Source organism: Marinobacter halotolerans (assembly GCF_008795985.1).
In the GTDB taxonomy this organism is placed as follows: Bacteria; Pseudomonadota; Gammaproteobacteria; order Pseudomonadales; family Oleiphilaceae; genus Marinobacter; species Marinobacter halotolerans.
In genome coordinates this window covers 55,138-70,639 of record NZ_VMHP01000002.1, presented here as the reverse complement: position 1 = coordinate 70,639, position 15,502 = coordinate 55,138, and the positions used below count along the sequence as shown (strand labels likewise).

Annotated in this window: 13 protein-coding genes; all 13 read right to left on the bottom strand. The window is 48.1% G+C overall.

The window, feature by feature from the left end; genetic code table 11:
• Positions 1 to 388: 388 nt before the first annotated feature.
• Positions 389 to 2,236, bottom strand: a complete 1,848-nt coding sequence (locus FPL19_RS10625) for an ATP-binding protein (protein ID WP_150912549.1) — start codon at positions 2,234 to 2,236, stop codon at positions 389 to 391.
• 43 nt (positions 2,237 to 2,279) lie between these two features.
• On the bottom strand, positions 2,280 to 2,936 hold the full coding sequence (locus tag FPL19_RS10620) for a metallophosphatase domain-containing protein (RefSeq protein WP_150912548.1): 657 nt from the start codon (positions 2,934 to 2,936) through the stop codon (positions 2,280 to 2,282).
• Positions 2,936 to 3,388: an NIF family HAD-type phosphatase gene (locus tag FPL19_RS10615; protein WP_150912547.1), complete on the bottom strand. Its 453-nt coding sequence runs from the start codon at positions 3,386 to 3,388 to the stop codon at positions 2,936 to 2,938. Before FPL19_RS10615 ends, FPL19_RS10620 begins: the two co-directional genes overlap by 1 nt.
• Before the next feature lie 1,665 nt (positions 3,389 to 5,053).
• Entirely contained in the window at positions 5,054 to 5,524 is a 471-nt protein-coding gene (locus FPL19_RS10605) for a hypothetical protein (RefSeq protein WP_191965267.1), read from the bottom strand.
• Positions 5,525 to 5,963: 439 nt separating this feature from the next.
• A complete protein-coding gene (locus FPL19_RS10600) occupies positions 5,964 to 6,377 on the bottom strand; it encodes a hypothetical protein (protein WP_150912544.1) in 414 nt (137 codons plus the stop codon).
• Between the two features lie 124 nt (positions 6,378 to 6,501).
• Complete coding sequence (locus FPL19_RS10595; protein ID WP_150912543.1) at positions 6,502 to 6,945, bottom strand: GIY-YIG nuclease family protein; 444 nt, start codon at positions 6,943 to 6,945, stop codon at positions 6,502 to 6,504.
• 38 nt (positions 6,946 to 6,983) lie between these two features.
• On the bottom strand, positions 6,984 to 8,237 hold the full coding sequence (locus FPL19_RS10590; RefSeq protein ID WP_150912542.1) for a hypothetical protein: 1,254 nt from the start codon (positions 8,235 to 8,237) through the stop codon (positions 6,984 to 6,986).
• A 94-nt stretch (positions 8,238 to 8,331) separates the two neighbouring features.
• Positions 8,332 to 9,222 (bottom strand): S1 family peptidase, encoded by an 891-nt coding sequence (locus tag FPL19_RS10585; RefSeq protein ID WP_150912541.1) that lies wholly within the window; start codon positions 9,220 to 9,222, stop codon positions 8,332 to 8,334.
• A gap of 117 nt (positions 9,223 to 9,339) precedes the next feature.
• Positions 9,340 to 9,681: a hypothetical protein gene (locus tag FPL19_RS10580; protein WP_150912540.1), complete on the bottom strand. Its 342-nt coding sequence runs from the start codon at positions 9,679 to 9,681 to the stop codon at positions 9,340 to 9,342.
• 386 nt (positions 9,682 to 10,067) lie between these two features.
• Entirely contained in the window at positions 10,068 to 10,610 is a 543-nt protein-coding gene (locus FPL19_RS10575; protein WP_150912539.1) for a DNA-binding protein, read from the bottom strand.
• Positions 10,611 to 10,951: 341 nt separating this feature from the next.
• Entirely contained in the window at positions 10,952 to 12,376 is a 1,425-nt protein-coding gene (locus tag FPL19_RS10570; RefSeq protein WP_449806434.1) for a competence protein CoiA family protein, read from the bottom strand.
• 379 nt (positions 12,377 to 12,755) lie between these two features.
• On the bottom strand, positions 12,756 to 14,975 hold the full coding sequence (locus FPL19_RS10565) for an AAA family ATPase (protein ID WP_150912537.1): 2,220 nt from the start codon (positions 14,973 to 14,975) through the stop codon (positions 12,756 to 12,758).
• Entirely contained in the window at positions 14,960 to 15,433 is a 474-nt protein-coding gene (locus tag FPL19_RS10560; RefSeq protein ID WP_150912536.1) for a VPA1267 family protein, read from the bottom strand. The genes FPL19_RS10565 and FPL19_RS10560 overlap by 16 nt, the downstream gene beginning before the upstream one ends.
• Between the last annotated feature and the right edge of the window lie 69 nt (positions 15,434 to 15,502).

Below are 15,502 nucleotides of genomic sequence, written 5' to 3'. Positions count from 1 at the left end.
GGACATAACCCCGGAAAATTTTTCCATTTAATCGCTAGCCCGCTCGTGGCAAGGCTTTGAGAGAAACACTTGGTTCATCGATAGGAAAAGTGTGGTTTTTGGTTCTTTCTTTTTGTTGGTTGATTAAATGAGCAAACGCATCACCCAAAAAATATTCAACCTAATGTTTTAAAACATCTTTCCCAAATTTCGGGCCCATTAAAAAAATGCCATGCGCGAGGATTTCGACAGAAAAGTGTGGCGCTTTGGTTCTTCTTGAAAAATTGATGTGGAATCCGCTCCGTCATACTCAAAATGAAATCACTTTGCGCATAACGACCAAGTTCACCTGCGGCAACGAAGTGAAGTGGAATTGCTATCAGAGTGGGAGCAGTGCCGTGTAGTAGCATTATTGCGCTTGAGCCAAGAATTCATTGATTTTCGCCATCCAGGCCAAGATGTCGCCATTCGGGTCAACTACATCCAGACGTGCTTTAGTCATGCGCGCCGCCCCAGCACTACACAGAAACTCTTTAACGCGACTCTCGCCCCACCTATTTCCCTGAGGCGCCACGGCATTCAACTCATTCTTCACAAGGTTTGGGACGTCGTGGAAGTCTTCCGGTTGCTGCCCAATCCGGAGGTCAATGCCAGTATCAGCAATCGCCTCGTTTATTGCGTCGACGTGTAGATAGTTTTCTATTTCCAGTTTATTTGTTGAGGTAGCAAAGCAATTTGGGCGAGCATTTACTTCATCGATGTACCGCTGATACTTCGGAAGCTCTGGGGGCTGCGTATCTCTGTCATACAGGTGAAACTCAGGCCTATTCAGGTTTGCCAGGCGGTTGCACCAAAGTGCAAGACCGGAACCGCCGAATGGCGTAAAAATAACCTCCCCCTCGACCTCTAAGCGCTCCAGGTCAGGTACATCTTCCCCAGCCTCAATTAACGCACGAGAGATGTTTTTCAAGAAAGGAATATCTGTCTTTCCTTCGACTCCGATAAACACTTTCACGGTGTGGTCCGGAAGTACTCCAAGACTTGATGCGATTAGAGCGTTTGTTTCTTCCGTCCCGCCAACGGCGATGTCTTTATCGCCATTCTCGCTCTCTGTCACAAAACGTAGGGAGTCAGCGGGAACAACCCTGGCAAGCATTGGAGTATGCGTTGTCATGATGACTTGGTCAGTACTTGCCAGCTCCGTAAGAGCGGATACGAGCAGCCTTTGGTTGCGAGGATGCTGACTTGTCTCAGGTTCTTCAATCGCCATGATCACACTAGACTTGCTTTGCTCTGCAATTGCCTTCTGTGCCTTGGCCCGGAAGAAGTTCAACAGAATGAGTCGCCGAACTCCGCTACCACGCTTATTTATGGGGATATTGTTGTCGCCCGTGATACTGGCCTTAAAGAGACTGCTCCAATTAGGCTTCGTGAACGATGGCGTTAATGTGGAAGCCAGAGTAGGGTCCATTTCCCTGAGCTTTGCTAGGGTAAGATCCGCAATTTTCTTGACCTCCTGTTGAATATGCTCCGTTATCAAATTGAGTTCTGCCTCTTTTGACTTTAGAGCCTCCTTAATGGCCGATTTCAACGGGTCCTGAGCTTCTGGGTCCTGATCTGTGCTTGATCTGTCAGATTTGAAGAGGGCGAATGCAGGGAGAGCCGCCTGAATGCCTTTCCATATGTTACTCCCGTTTCCTTCCATCAGTGATACCGAGACAGGGGCAAGGACCAGCTCTTGCACCGAACCTCGCAGAGCTTCACGGAGTTGCGCATTCACCTTTTTGTCAACATTGCTTGTATCAGCACGGAGCTCCTGCGCCAGCTGCTTCAGATCAGTATTGTTGAGAGATGTCAGAGTAGCCACGTGCATGTCTGTTGGGTGATATGCATTTGCATATAAAAAGCTCAGCTTTGGCTTTTCGAGTTCACCATTGAAGGTCTTTTGTATTTCCAGCATTCCTTGCTGGTTAGTCAGATATTCTGCCTCAAAAGAAGTCGTGGCTGTCTGATCGAGTACTACGGACTCAGGCAAGTCAGAGAAAATGCATGTGATCGTTAGATCTTTTGGATTGCCGAATTTGCAAGCATCATCTTTATCCGGCGCCCCGTCGTTAAGAAATATGTCTAGTGCGTCCAGGATGGTGGACTTGCCGGCATCGTTCCTTCCGACCAAGGTGGTTAAGTCATCGAAGGTGATCGAAATCTCATCCTTGTAGCCACGAAAATTTCTGATGCGGACTTCCTTAAGCTTCATTGCATTCCCTCACTCGAAACCAAATGCGACCCTAATCGCTGAGTCACAGATCGATAATTATAGGCGGATTGACAGGCTTGTATCGCGCATTGCAGGTGCTTGCGTTCGCAAACTTTACGCCATCTGATTCGCGCACCGCAAAACCATAAGACTCATGGATGTGCCCACAGATATGCGCCTTGAGGTGCGTTAGTTGATCGATCCTCTGTGCCAAAGCGTGACTACCGACGTGCATTCGCTCATCAGGGATGTAATCGAAGATACGCAGTGCAGGACCATGACTTATGAGAACATGTGTATCAGCCGGCACCAACTTCAACCTCTCTTCAAGCTCATCTTCTGAGGCATTGAATGCCATGTGTCGGTAAATCGGCTGCCAAGGAAATCCAAAAAACTTTATACCCTCGACTGATACTGACTCTCCACAAAGGTAAGTGATTCCATTCTGTTCACACATGTTTCGTGACCAGGCTGACCAAGCGGGATCGCGCAAATTTTTGTCGAAGCAAAAGTCATGATTGCCGGCAATTAGGATCTTGCGAGCGTGAGGCTGCGCCCCCATCCATTTGGTAAACGCATCAGTCTGAGGTAAAGATCCCGATCCCGTGCAATCGCCCGCGTGAATCAAAACATCGCCTTCGGGAATCGGAGGCATGGCATCTTGCAAGCTGTGAGTGTCAGATATGCAGACAAGCCGCATCACAGGTCTCCCAGATCGACTCTGACGCTCGGCTCGGATAGGCGAATTCGTATTTCAATTTCTCCCAGCACCCGATGGAGTGCTCGATCATCCTCGTAATACGGTGGCAGGTACTCATTGATCCGTATCCACCAATTATGCTCACCTGGTGCGATGACACCTTCCTGGTCATCAAGGAGAAAAGCATCCTCGCGACCACAAGCTGATTTTGGTTTCAGCGTCCCGGCTGGTCGGATTATGTCCAGGTTTGCAAACCAAGTAGGCGCCACTTCCTCGCAAACAAGCATTCTCTGTATGGCTTGAGCACGATCCTCGCTCACGCTGGTGTACAAAACCAAGTCACACAGGACAGCCACTTCGGTCAGAAAATTGTACAAGCCGGGCCGAGGAATTTGGGAGATGGCATTGCTGATCAATGTACCCTCTAAGTCAAGGCATAGCAGAGGTTTCATAGCTCACCAGCCCCGATATCGCCCAATTCGGAGTTTGGATCCGGCAACCTCTCACTCAATTCGCCTTCTGGGATTGTGATTTCATTGCCCGCGCCCTTGCACTCGTACCGAAGTCTCTGTGTCACGTATATTCGCCGTCCAGGATGCTCCGGGGTGTCCAATAAGCCAGGACTACATACGATGTCTCCGACAGAATAGTCGTCGGTGAGACATTCCGTCACGACTCCATACACCACTGATCCGATCGGTAGCCCATTACGAGTCAGGTGTGCAAGCGTCCACTGCTCTAAAGTAACTTCCGGATCATTGCCGGGGTTTCGAAGGCATAACTCCTGGTGCTTCTTGCTATCAAGCTCGCTGATGTCATTGTCCCCGAACCCAAGTAGGTCTTTGCTCATTATGCTCTCAGCTTCTTGATGAGTGGTGGATAGCAACTACTTTAGTGCGATCTCAATAAATTGAAACCATTGGGTGTCCCGATAAACGCAAACCGTCCAGTAAACCCTGCTTGAACCGAGCTATTTGGAGATGGGCGGGATTACCAATCTGGAATGCTTTTATGCGTCCAGTGTAAGTGGATATCACGCCAAAACGATTGAGAGATTTCCTAGAATCAAGCTGCTGGTGTCGAATCAGCCGGCGAAATCCAAGGCTGTCTGGCCTATGCCGACCGGTTACTCCTAGCATTCCAAACTGGCGTATTTTTCAGATAGAGGTCAGTGCCGCAAGAGCACCGGAATCCGTTTGTCCTCCATCGGTCCAGTGAACCAGCGTGTTGTTCACATATGCCCGCAAACTCAACCTCATGTAACGCAAAGGTAGCCGGCGCCGGAGCGCCAGCAGGGGGAACCAAAAGCAGTACGCTTTTGATGTCGGGTCGACCGACTAGTTAATTAGCAGGTGTAACCTCAACATCGGACCCGAACTTCTCAACAACCCATGACATTACTTTTTCGTATACCACAGCCTCTGAGGATGCGTGGAATGTCTTCAAATCAAACCTTAATCCCTCACTCTTTTCGCCAGGAGCTCTCAGTGCACGGTCACCTTCATACCATAAACAACTACCGTAGATCGCCCCATCATCGGTCTCCGAGACAAACACTTTGAAATTACGATGATCGGGTGTTTTTACCGTGTACTCTTTTCTCCAAACAACAGACATAAGAACCTCGGATTTTGACAATTAACGCAAGCCACCATGCGCGCCTGCGGCATGGAGGCAAAACCGCAATGCAGCGGGCGTCGCCGTGAATGGTCAGATTATGTGTGGCCAGGCACTTCTTCTAAGTTCCGAATCAAGTCCTGCCTTACCAGCCTTGTACTGCCGTCAGATCTCTCAACACGATATGACTTCGGCGTCTCTTTGATGCATTTAACACGGTTTTCATACTCGATTTCATAGCGACCAGTTAAAAAGACTACGTTGTAGATCTTGCCTATTTCCATTTTGGCACCCCCCGCAAATCTGGATAATTTTTGACCATAGCAGATTTTCTAAACGGAGAGTTTTGTGCTGGTAACTGTGCCGACTGACACCATTAATAAAATTTAACAAGACCTGAGTAATGACCACATAACGCCGGTGTTCAGCGACGTCCTACAAGAGCGTCCAGTAGAGGCCGTCAGGCCGGAACGAACTACAACCACTTATTATATGCTGGGCTAAAAAATTCCAACTGCGCCAGCGATGCACCCGCAAATAAAACTGAAAAATGATAGGTAACCAAACACATACGGGGCCTTTGAATTACCAACCTTTTCTTCGTCGGCTTTAAGCAATTGGCCCCAATCGATATCTTCCTCATAGTATGAACTGACAAGCTTTTTGTAATTCTCAAATAGCCCCTCCTGGTGATGAACTATGTGAATGCGATAAAAACCTATGAATAAGAGCCCTGTGAAAAAGCAGACTAAAGCGATCTTTGCGGGCCAGGGCTCACCTCCGTTCTGTGCCGCCGAACCAAGATATGCAAGTACCGCGACTGCGCCGCCCGCATTAGTTGTGAAAAGGTAGCGTATCGCGGAGTCACCAGATTCTTTCGATAAGTGGTATAACTGAGACCATCGTCCTTCTATATGCTGGCCTCGAATTCTCCGTAGCTGTTTCTCTGCTTCTTCGGGTGTCATCTCCATTCTTCACCTGTAACGCCTATAATAAGCGGCTTCCAACGTGGGCGCCCGGTGGAAGGCCATCGGCCCGGAACAACCTTAATGGCCCGGTTATAGTGGCTATTTAGTGACTTTGAGGCACTCAGTGTAAACTGAAGGAAAACCGATCCCACCACGCCGATCAATGTTTTGCTGATCTCGGTGTTTCCCGACCTGTTTGATTAACGCCTTACCAATTCTCTGGCCCGCGTTCTCGCATGCTGCCGATGAAGTGAACCCGTCAACAGTTTGCATTTGAACGTCGGGCATAGAGCCACCCTTCTCTGCAACGATGTGCATCGTGAGTACCAAAACCCATTCGATCACGACGACTCCTTAATCCCTATAACACCAATATTAAGCGGCGCCCGAGTGGGGCGTCCGGCGGACGGCCGCAAGGCCAGTAGCGAACAGGAATGACTGATTAAGAGGCAATACCGCTACCATTGACCGCGCTAGTGATTGCGAGGGAAACGAGAGTACTAACAGCATCTGAAGCCTTGGAACGACCAAGGCTCGAAAGTCGCTCACCGATGGACGCCGTACCCTCCAGCGATTTAGGCACTCTGCGCAAGGTTTCTAACCCCTTCTCACTCAGAACTACATCGAACTCTGCACACCCATCATCAGAAAGATCTTGGGTAACCCAGATATATCCGGCTGTTTCCAGCCATTTCACTGTACTTTCAAAGTACTCCATAAAATTGAAAGAGCCCTCGAAATCGTCTTCTTTGATTGTCTCTTTGAGAAACTGCTCAGGGCTAATTCGAAGAGGGACCGGGAATTCGTCGTAGATTTTGCCAAATAGGTGACCGACCAATGTATTGAACTTATCCATTAACAGCAAACTCCATGGCTTAGTTGCCTCCTAACGATGATGGTAACCGACGCCGTAGCGCAGCGGAGGGTACCCAAAGCGATACGCTTTTGGTGTCCGGATGACGGACTTGTTTACGAAGCTCTCAAACTCCGTTTACGTTATCAGAGGTTGGAATTTCGCGGATCAAGAACTCCTCCAGAGCCGCAGCCTCAAATGACGTTGTTCGAGGAACACCGATTATGAACACATATCGAGGCTGAACAGTCCAACCATCGTGCTTGAGTTTGCAGCTTTTCTGGGGACCGTAGCTTGTGTATGCGTTCAATCTCGCACTAACCGAGCTCTTCATTGATGACTTTCCTATATAGACCAATGCGCCAGCAGCATCGAGAAATGCATAGACTCCGGCCCGGCCATTGCTTGGCCAAGTCTCATTCCATTTGCGCCCTGCATTTAGCGCGCCGCCCGCTTGATCAGGAAACAAATCGTATAGCGGGCCTAGTGTGAAGCCTTCTAGGTCAGGGTGCCGATAATTTGCACAGTATTCGGCAACTTTATCTTCTAGATCTTTTAAGGTTCCGATCATCTAAAACTCGTTAACGCCAGCCGTAAGCGGCGCATTTGTTAGCGACGCCTGGATCTAGGCTTCGGCGAAAAACTTGGTTCAATGTCCATCCCCCTCATGGCAGGTATCAATATATATGGAGGCGCATGATCCATATCGTCTATTCTCTCTGGGCCTAGAGTAGGCTCTGAATCAGGAGTTGCACGCTCTATCGGCCAATGTAAGGACGCTCTATGGTTTTCTCTATCGAAAGCCATTAATTGAAGAAACTCTCCTTTAATCGGCATTTTCCTGATCGGTAGATGTTGATTATTTACTATTTGCCTAAGCCAAGCCTCCGAAATCGTTAAGACGCAGTAAGTATTTTGGGATCTAACCTTCTCTTCAATGAGTCTCCAGAAAAAGTACTTATCAACTTGATCCTCATAAACCGGAGAAATCATATCTTGAACAGACCAATCTTCTGCTATCAAAAATGTCATCGATTGGTGGTATTTCCAATGATTGAAAGTCAGTATAGCCATTGACTTGTAATACTCAACCAGCGAGTCGAAATCATGTGGAGCGACCAGCCGTTGGCCTTTAAAAATATCCTTTATTTTATCAGGAACCTCGTTTCTTCTAATTTTCCTTGGATAATAAGATATTGAATATGTTTTTAAGTCCGACATTTTGACCATTTGCACTTTTCGAGAATCTTGATGCAAACTCGAAACGTCTGAAGGACTCAACAACTTCTCAGGAAAAGACCGGCCAAGATGTTTTGCTAATTTATAGCAACAGTCATAAACTCTCGAATAGACATATCCTAGCGCATACAAAAGTTCGTAGCTTTCGATTTTTTCTGTAACCCATTTTCGCTCTATCTTAACTGCGGCAGCGTCACTTATAGCACTAGGAAGACTCTTTTGGGCAAAACGAATCAGCTTTTTGACACCTGCATTAAGCAGCTCATCGATGCCGCAATCTATGGAAACGTCTTCTTCCGACAGATATGAGAAAAAAAGAGTTACTTTTAACTCACTGTTTATATCTAGGTCGCCTTGTTTTTCTACTTTATTTCTGGCATCCTTCGCCCACTTCATAAGCTCATCATCACGCCAAGGCTCGACTACATTTACTGAATACCAGTTTTCAAAATCAGGAATTTCTGATTTTTTTTTCTGTATAATAAAAGTAATCGTTCTTGACGTTTGCAAAAATTGATTAGTATTCCTTCTAAATCTATCTGGATCAAAATAGGAGGAACCACAACTCTCCAGAATGTGAGCAAGATCATCAAGCCGTCTTTCCCAAGGGAGAGTGTGTATCATCTTTTCTCCTCGCTAACGCCTTTGAAAGTTGCGCCTGTGAGTGGAGGCCGTAGGCCGGCGCTTACAGGCATCAAATGCAAAAACCCGTTATGATCTATTTCTCTATAACATGACCAAGCTGCTGCAACCTTCTTATGGTTACTGCCTCCTCATCAGCACCCGGGTTTCTCTTTATTCCCGGAATGCTTAAGTCAAATATGTCTCCAATTGAGGATATAAAAGAAATATCATGACAATCATTAAAGCCCGTACTGTTGATACCAACGACATGCCCCTTTTCATTGAATACAGGGCCTCCACTAGCGCCGCCATGGATTGCAATACTTGTCTGATAGCACCGAGATGGTAGAAATACTGAATCTCTTCCATCCGGAAAACATTCACTGACTTTTCCCTCATAAAACCTTGGATTTATAAATATATTTTCCTTCTCCCCCTTTAGGTGAACAGTATTCGGATAGGCGTATGTAAAAACATGGTCATTTACCTTAGGCTCAATTTTGCTGATTGGTAGAACAGCATTAGTAAGTAACTCACCTGTTTTGTTGTGCTTCATTTCTCTACACACACCAACTCCAACATCAGAGTTGTCTTTGATGACACCGCGCATCAAATTTCGAATCTGATATGAATTATTCTCAGTGAACTGAAAAATTACTATCGCACACTTTTGATTGCCATTGTCGTCAATAGCCTCATTTAGAACATGGGCAGCTGTTACAAAAATTCCATTTTTACATATGAAGAAACCAGTACCAATAATTTGGAGGCTTCCATCATCGACTTGTTTGAAAATAGGAACCACTGCGCTTCCAAGATCTGCCCTGTCACCATCACCGCTCGCTGCAACATATTTCCCTTCAGGGGCTACACCAATCTTTGCTATTTCTCTTTCAACCGTTTCTAACTTTGACGCCTGCGACGTTAACCTAGCCATATATCGAGCTGCATATCTTTTCTTCGCTTTTCTTCTAGAATATCCCATTCAATTTACTCCTCCCTGAAAATCATAACGCCAGCAATAAGCGGCCGATAAAACCGCCAGGTTTTGAGGTCCAGCCGCCGGCCTTGCGGGCGGCTATGCTTGATGGCGTTGTTATACCTATGAAATGAAAATATCACCATACCCCCAAATCACTGTACCAGCGATACCCACGAAGCCGGCAGCATAAGCGATAACTCGATATGACAATGACCAACCGTCTTTAGCATCGATTAAACCGGTGACACCGGGATATTTTTGTAGCTTAAACAGCGAAAGCTCAGCGAATACCGCCAATATTACCGATAAAGACCCGCTTCTCTGAAACCACGACGCTAGAGTCTCCGCTTCCGGCTTCAACGTGCCAAGCAGAGCAAAAACCGGGGGCAGCACTGCCAGAAAAACCAACGCGCCGCTAAGGAAAAGACGCCGAGTCACTTCTTGGGGGTAGCCGTTCGGCATTAGTCGATCCATTTAGGTATAGCACTTGAATATGAGTCATCATTAACGCTTTTGCGCCGGTTCGCATTTGAATTCGAAGGTGCCCAAAGCTTGGCAGAAAACCCGTTCAGGTCAACGACTTCCTATTGTCCTTCGCTCGAGGCCGCGAGACAAAATTGGTCTTTAAAGCTACTATCGCGGCAATCAGGTGAAAACTTATCTATATGTTTTAAAAGAAAAATCGCTGAACCGACACTCCTCACCTAATTCATCGTCGCGACGACCGATTTTCCAGTTCTCAGAGCCTTGAAAAGTAGTCGTCCGATGACCCCATCTTGAAGCTAGTGCAGCTGGACGGACTGGGTTACTGTCACGAATTTGGTTAGCTCGACAAGTAAGTTTGTAGGTCAGCCTAACTGCTTTTCCTGAAGCGTTTTGAGCTGCCTTGTTAAGTGGTCGACTGCGTCCTTCAGCTCTGCGTTCTCTTTCGTTTTTTCCATTAACAACCGCTGCTCTTCTGCACGATATCGCTTCACTTGAGCAAGGTCTTCATTCGCAAACTTTAGCTTGCTCTTGAGTTCACCGACCTTGAACGACAGCTTGCTCGTCTCAACGTCCACTAAGTCATCAAGTTTTTCCGGTATCTTATCTGTCAAATCGTGGAGTAATGACTCAAAGACTGTTTCGACTTCAAACGCTGCGCGCCTTACAGGAATGTCGATTTGGAACGCCAGGTCATTATCAGGGTTAATTCGGCTCTCTAGTTTCGATTTCCCCGAGTCAGAAGATTCAGCGGTACCAACATACTCATCCCAGACTTTCTTGATCCGGGTAGGATTTCCACCTCCCAGCTCAAGCTTGATTGCGTTTGGGCTTACATCACTACCTTGCGACTGGAGCGTTTTACCAGCTGCAATGATGGCTTCTTTACTGAACTTCGCTTTACGCATTGATCCTACCCCGTTGTCGATGAGTTAGAGGGTAACTTAGTGCGCTATTGGGAATATGTCATCACGAAAAGGCGGGAGAGTGATTCGCACCCAATCAGTGGGTTGTCGGTATGCGACCGGTAATCTGACCCTGACCCATGGGAATACCTGGCGAAACACTAACGAGCGGAAAACTCTAATCATCGGTGCAACTAAAACAGGGATTTTTACAGTACCAAACTGGTAAATCCATGGATCCAACAACAACGACAGGCTCAAGGTGAAATCATCGAACGGTTACGCAGGCAAGACTGAAATTCATTATCTGCCAAGCCGAAGGTAGTGTCGTCTAGATGACAGTTTCAATGGGAACTATATTGGCGGAGCTTATTCAAAACAATACGTGCGTTGGTGAAGATCGTCGCAGACTTGGCAAGCGCGAGAACCGTCAGAGGACCGCCTTTGACCTTGGCGTGACGGGCAAACAGATAATTAATCGACAGCTGGTCATCGTCGAACACGACCATCACATCTTGGAGCTCATGAATATCAGCAAAGGTGAACCCTTTTTTCTGCCTTATCCTGGAGAGACTCACATTCTCTAAGTACGGCACATGCGGTCCATCCGGCCAAGCTTTGAAAGCATCAACCCAGATTGTTTCGGGCAATGGACCTCCCCAGTTCGTGCGCAACCGGTGAATGATTCCTTCGTGTCTATTCCGAGATACTCGCGAGTCTAGATTACCTCGATACTCGAATAACCGTTTTAGAACGCTCGGGGAAGCTGTGTATATGCCCGTGCTATCACTGATAGATAGCACGGTCAGCGGGTGTTTTTTTATAGACCCGTGCCAGGCAAACAAACGGTTTATCGAGGTGTCATCGCTAACAGTAGTTACCAGGACATTTCTCGCCACCGGAAGGTCGGCCATCGTGAAACCATTTTGCTGGCGAACATTCGTGACCGGCATATTCTTTAGCATGACCGACCTGTCACCCTCGGGCTTAGCGCGATAGTGATGAATCCGAAGAAATTCGGGTAAGGGCGCTTCCAAGCCTGCACGGAGCCGTTCCATCAGTGCCTCGTGCTCCGCCGCCTCTCTCTTGCACACCGACTCATCCAGTTCCCATTGAAGTCGTGCCACCTCACTATCACATCCAAAAGACAACCAGTGCCGCGGAGCGTTGAAGGTAACCAATTCACGAATTGCTTCCTCACTGATTCCGCGTCGAGGTGTAGTTGAAAGATCTACCTCAAGAACCGCCAGATTCTGGTCCTTCATCGCCTGCTGTTTCTCAGGAGGAACCGCGTGAGTGACCTTTATCTCAATGAAGAAGGTACCGAACGCTGTGTTGACCCGAGCATCGGGTCGAAAGGGAGATATCTCAGGCACAAGCGGCTCGACGGCACCAGACAATCGTTCAACATTTCTTGCTCCCAAAGTGTGCATTAAATGCCTGCGCTGGAATCGACCGGTGATGCCAATCTCTTGAGAGGTCGAGGCAACATGAATGTTCCGCTCTGGAATATACAGATGACGAATAACGTGGGCCGCTATGAACTTGGCGCTCAAATGAAGAGCTGATTCTTGGCAGCGACGAATGTCCGGTGGAAGAACAGCGTGGGCGAAGTGGTGTGCCATCTTCGGGCCTTTCTTGGCCACCAGATCAGAACCGCACTCCGGACAACGGCATTTACAGGCCCTGCCCGAGACAACCTCGGAGATGAACCGCGGCTCGTCTGTAACCCGGTCCAACCCAGTAAGGATGCCCTCATCATGTGACATTACGCCGACTACCTTTTCCCAACACTGATCGCTTCTACTAGTAGTGATCTTAACTCATGATTGAGAATTCTCAGAGCTGCCACGTGCTAAGGAGATTGTGGGCGCCCGAGGATTTTGGCACTCAGCTCCCAACCGCGCCTGGAATTCCGAGCCATGCCGGCGACGTTTTCAGTAAGGGCGGCGAACTCTTACGTTGTCCATAGATAGTGCCCACTAGAGAACAAGTGGACACTACACTGAAGGCTCCTGTATCGGGCTCAAGATGGGTTTGCCAAACGGTTACTGTCACTGATACTCGACGACTTGACCTACAGAGAGATTGGTCTAGATGCTGGCCGCGAGCAAGCTCGCGAAGAAGCAATATGATCGCCACGGTTGATCAGCTGTACAAGATGGAACCGCCGTTTGGTTTTAGTTCAGGCAAGTGATCGATTAACCTAGTCAACATTGTTTTGCGTCTGAATGCCTTTGGGGGAGCCTCCGTAACCTTTTTAAAGAGTTCCGAGGTGCCAATAATGTGGACCTCTGTCTCTGCCCGCGTTAATGCAGTGTAGAGCCAGCTTCGATCCAGAATCTTCACCTCTTTCAACAACACGATTACTCGGGAGAACTGACTACCCTGGGCTTTATGCAATGTCATGGCGTAACCAAGCTCTATAGCGTCCAGCAAATCCCCCGCAATGTCGACTGTAGCGCCGGTATCAAGCTTAACAACCCCAACGATGTCTTCGTCCTGATCAACACTAATTAGCTTACCAAGGGATCCATTCTGAACGCCCGAGTTGGGGTGGTTTTGAGTGAAAAGAATCTGGTCGTGGAGCCTCAACTTCAGGAAATAATCTTCTCCCTCCAAGTTAAAGTTCATCAGAGGAGAGTCGCCATTTACATTGTCCTGAATAAGCTCATTCGCCTCCCCGACGAGCTTGCGTGTTGGCGCAATAATTCGAGACTCAGCAGGCTTGATCAGATAAAGGTCAATCGCTTTTTTGAGCGCTAAGTCAGTGTCTGCAACTTCGTGAAAATGAATACTCCCGGCACTAAGGGAGGCCGGGACTTCACCTGCATTGACTAGCTTAGAGTACTGCGGTATTCCGGTGCTTCCCTTCTGGCGCTTTACGATATCTAACGTGGTGTTTTGAACGCGATCGGATAGCACCAGGTCATGCAAAACCTTTCCGACACCAATCGGTGGCAGCTGGCTAGGGTCCCCAGTGAGGACGATCTTAACCGCGGGGTCTACGTGATTAATGATGCGGAACATCGTCGGGAGATCTATCATAGATGCTTCATCAATAACCAACAGGGCCTTGGAGCCTTCCGGGCATGCCACTGGCTCCTCCCTCAAGAAGCGAGCAATGGTCATCGTAAGATACCCGATAGACTCATGCAGCCTCATAGCAGCGCGCCCTGACAAGGCGACCGCATTTATTCCATAGCCCATTTGCTCTGCGGCTTTTAGAAAAGTGGAAAGCACCGTAGTTTTGCCGGTTCCAGCCCCGCCGGTGATGCAACTCACTCCCTCCGAAAGGCTGGTCATAATGGCCAGCTTTTGCTTCTCCGCAAGCTCGTAAGGTAGTTGCCTTAAGACATCATCCACGATAGCTTCATTGGCCTCTGATAGAGGTGTTCGTATGGCCGAGAGATGATTGATGCGCTTCGCAACAGCAAGCTCTTGTATTGCAGTAGCGGTGGGATGAAGACGATCATCCGCGTCATGGTAAAGAGCAACACCGGGCGCATTCTTGAGCCACTGAATACCTTTCTCGCCAAGGGCCTCATTTTTCAAGTAATTGAAAACCCGGTTCCTTACCTGATTGACCTTGAGCCAAGTGCTGCCGTCTGACATGCAATCTTTGAGTGCCTGCACTACTGCGGCTTGAATTCGTTCCTCTGGGTAGCGCTTGTGCTCCCAGGCGTGGCCGTGAATAGCATTGAGGATCTTATCTACTTCTTTGAAGCTAAGTCCAAAGTGGACCAACTCAAAAGGGTTCTTTCTGATTGCATCAACAGTTCCCAGCTGATGATGCTTCAGAATTCGCTGCTGCACAGCATGAGGGATCTTCGCCTGGCTCATCCAAACGGTATGACGCAGATTTTTATACTTGTCATAGCCTGCAAAGAGCGCTTTGATGGACTGCTCCGATAATATTTCCTGTAATCCTCTCAAGTCTGTTCCGCTGCCATCAGCCAGTATCCGATGAATGTCAGCTCCAAACCGGTTCCAGAGCTGACGAGCTTTGGACTCTCCTATACCGGCAAAGGTTTTATCTTTACTGATAAAGGTGATGAAGCTCTCCCCGGTTTCCGGCATCTGAAAATCGAAGGCATCAGGGTTTTTATATGCATGCTCGTTCGTTTCATAAGCCCCATGATCAAGCACATTAACCGTTTTGTGGCCGCGCACTCTCCAGAGCTGCCCCGGAGTCGGATCGACTGGTAAATAAGCGCTGGGGGCAATAACCGAGACGAAGTAAGTAGCGGACTTGAGTAAGTGGTCGTCACGAACAGGAACACCACGAATTACAGTTGAAAAGCTGCGACGGAAAGGCACAGCAGTCACGCGTATCGTTTCTTCGCAAGGAATCAGTTCATCGGGCATTGAGTAAACACCGTAAGGCTATCATTGACCGCTTCGACTGTTTCCTTACTCGAGGCAAGCTTTGAGCGAAGCGCCTCATTCTCTTTTTCAAGCTTTTCAATTCGCACCTGGAGATCGTGATTTGTGGACTCCAGCTTTGCCACCCGCTGACTGTCTGACGATGATCGTTTGGATGTTTTGTCGTACAGCTTGGGCTCAGACTTCGCTTTCTCGCCCGCATCGGTTAATGGAGGCAGAACACCGCGCTCTCTTAGTCGATCTTCCAACAACCTCAGCGCCTCAACGACTTTCGCGTTCTTCTTTACGGCTTGATCGCTCAGCCCTGCTAGCTTTTTGATCTGTTGCCGATTGAGGATGCCTTTTGGGCCATAAACGATTTGGCGAAAATCGTCATCCGTCATGGACGCAGACCATGCGTTAAACCTATCGAGGTATTCCTGCCCCTTTTCCTTACTCATGTAACCTCACAGACGACACCCAAGCATTTAAAAACATAAAACCTTTCACCAAGTACCACCTCTGCCTAA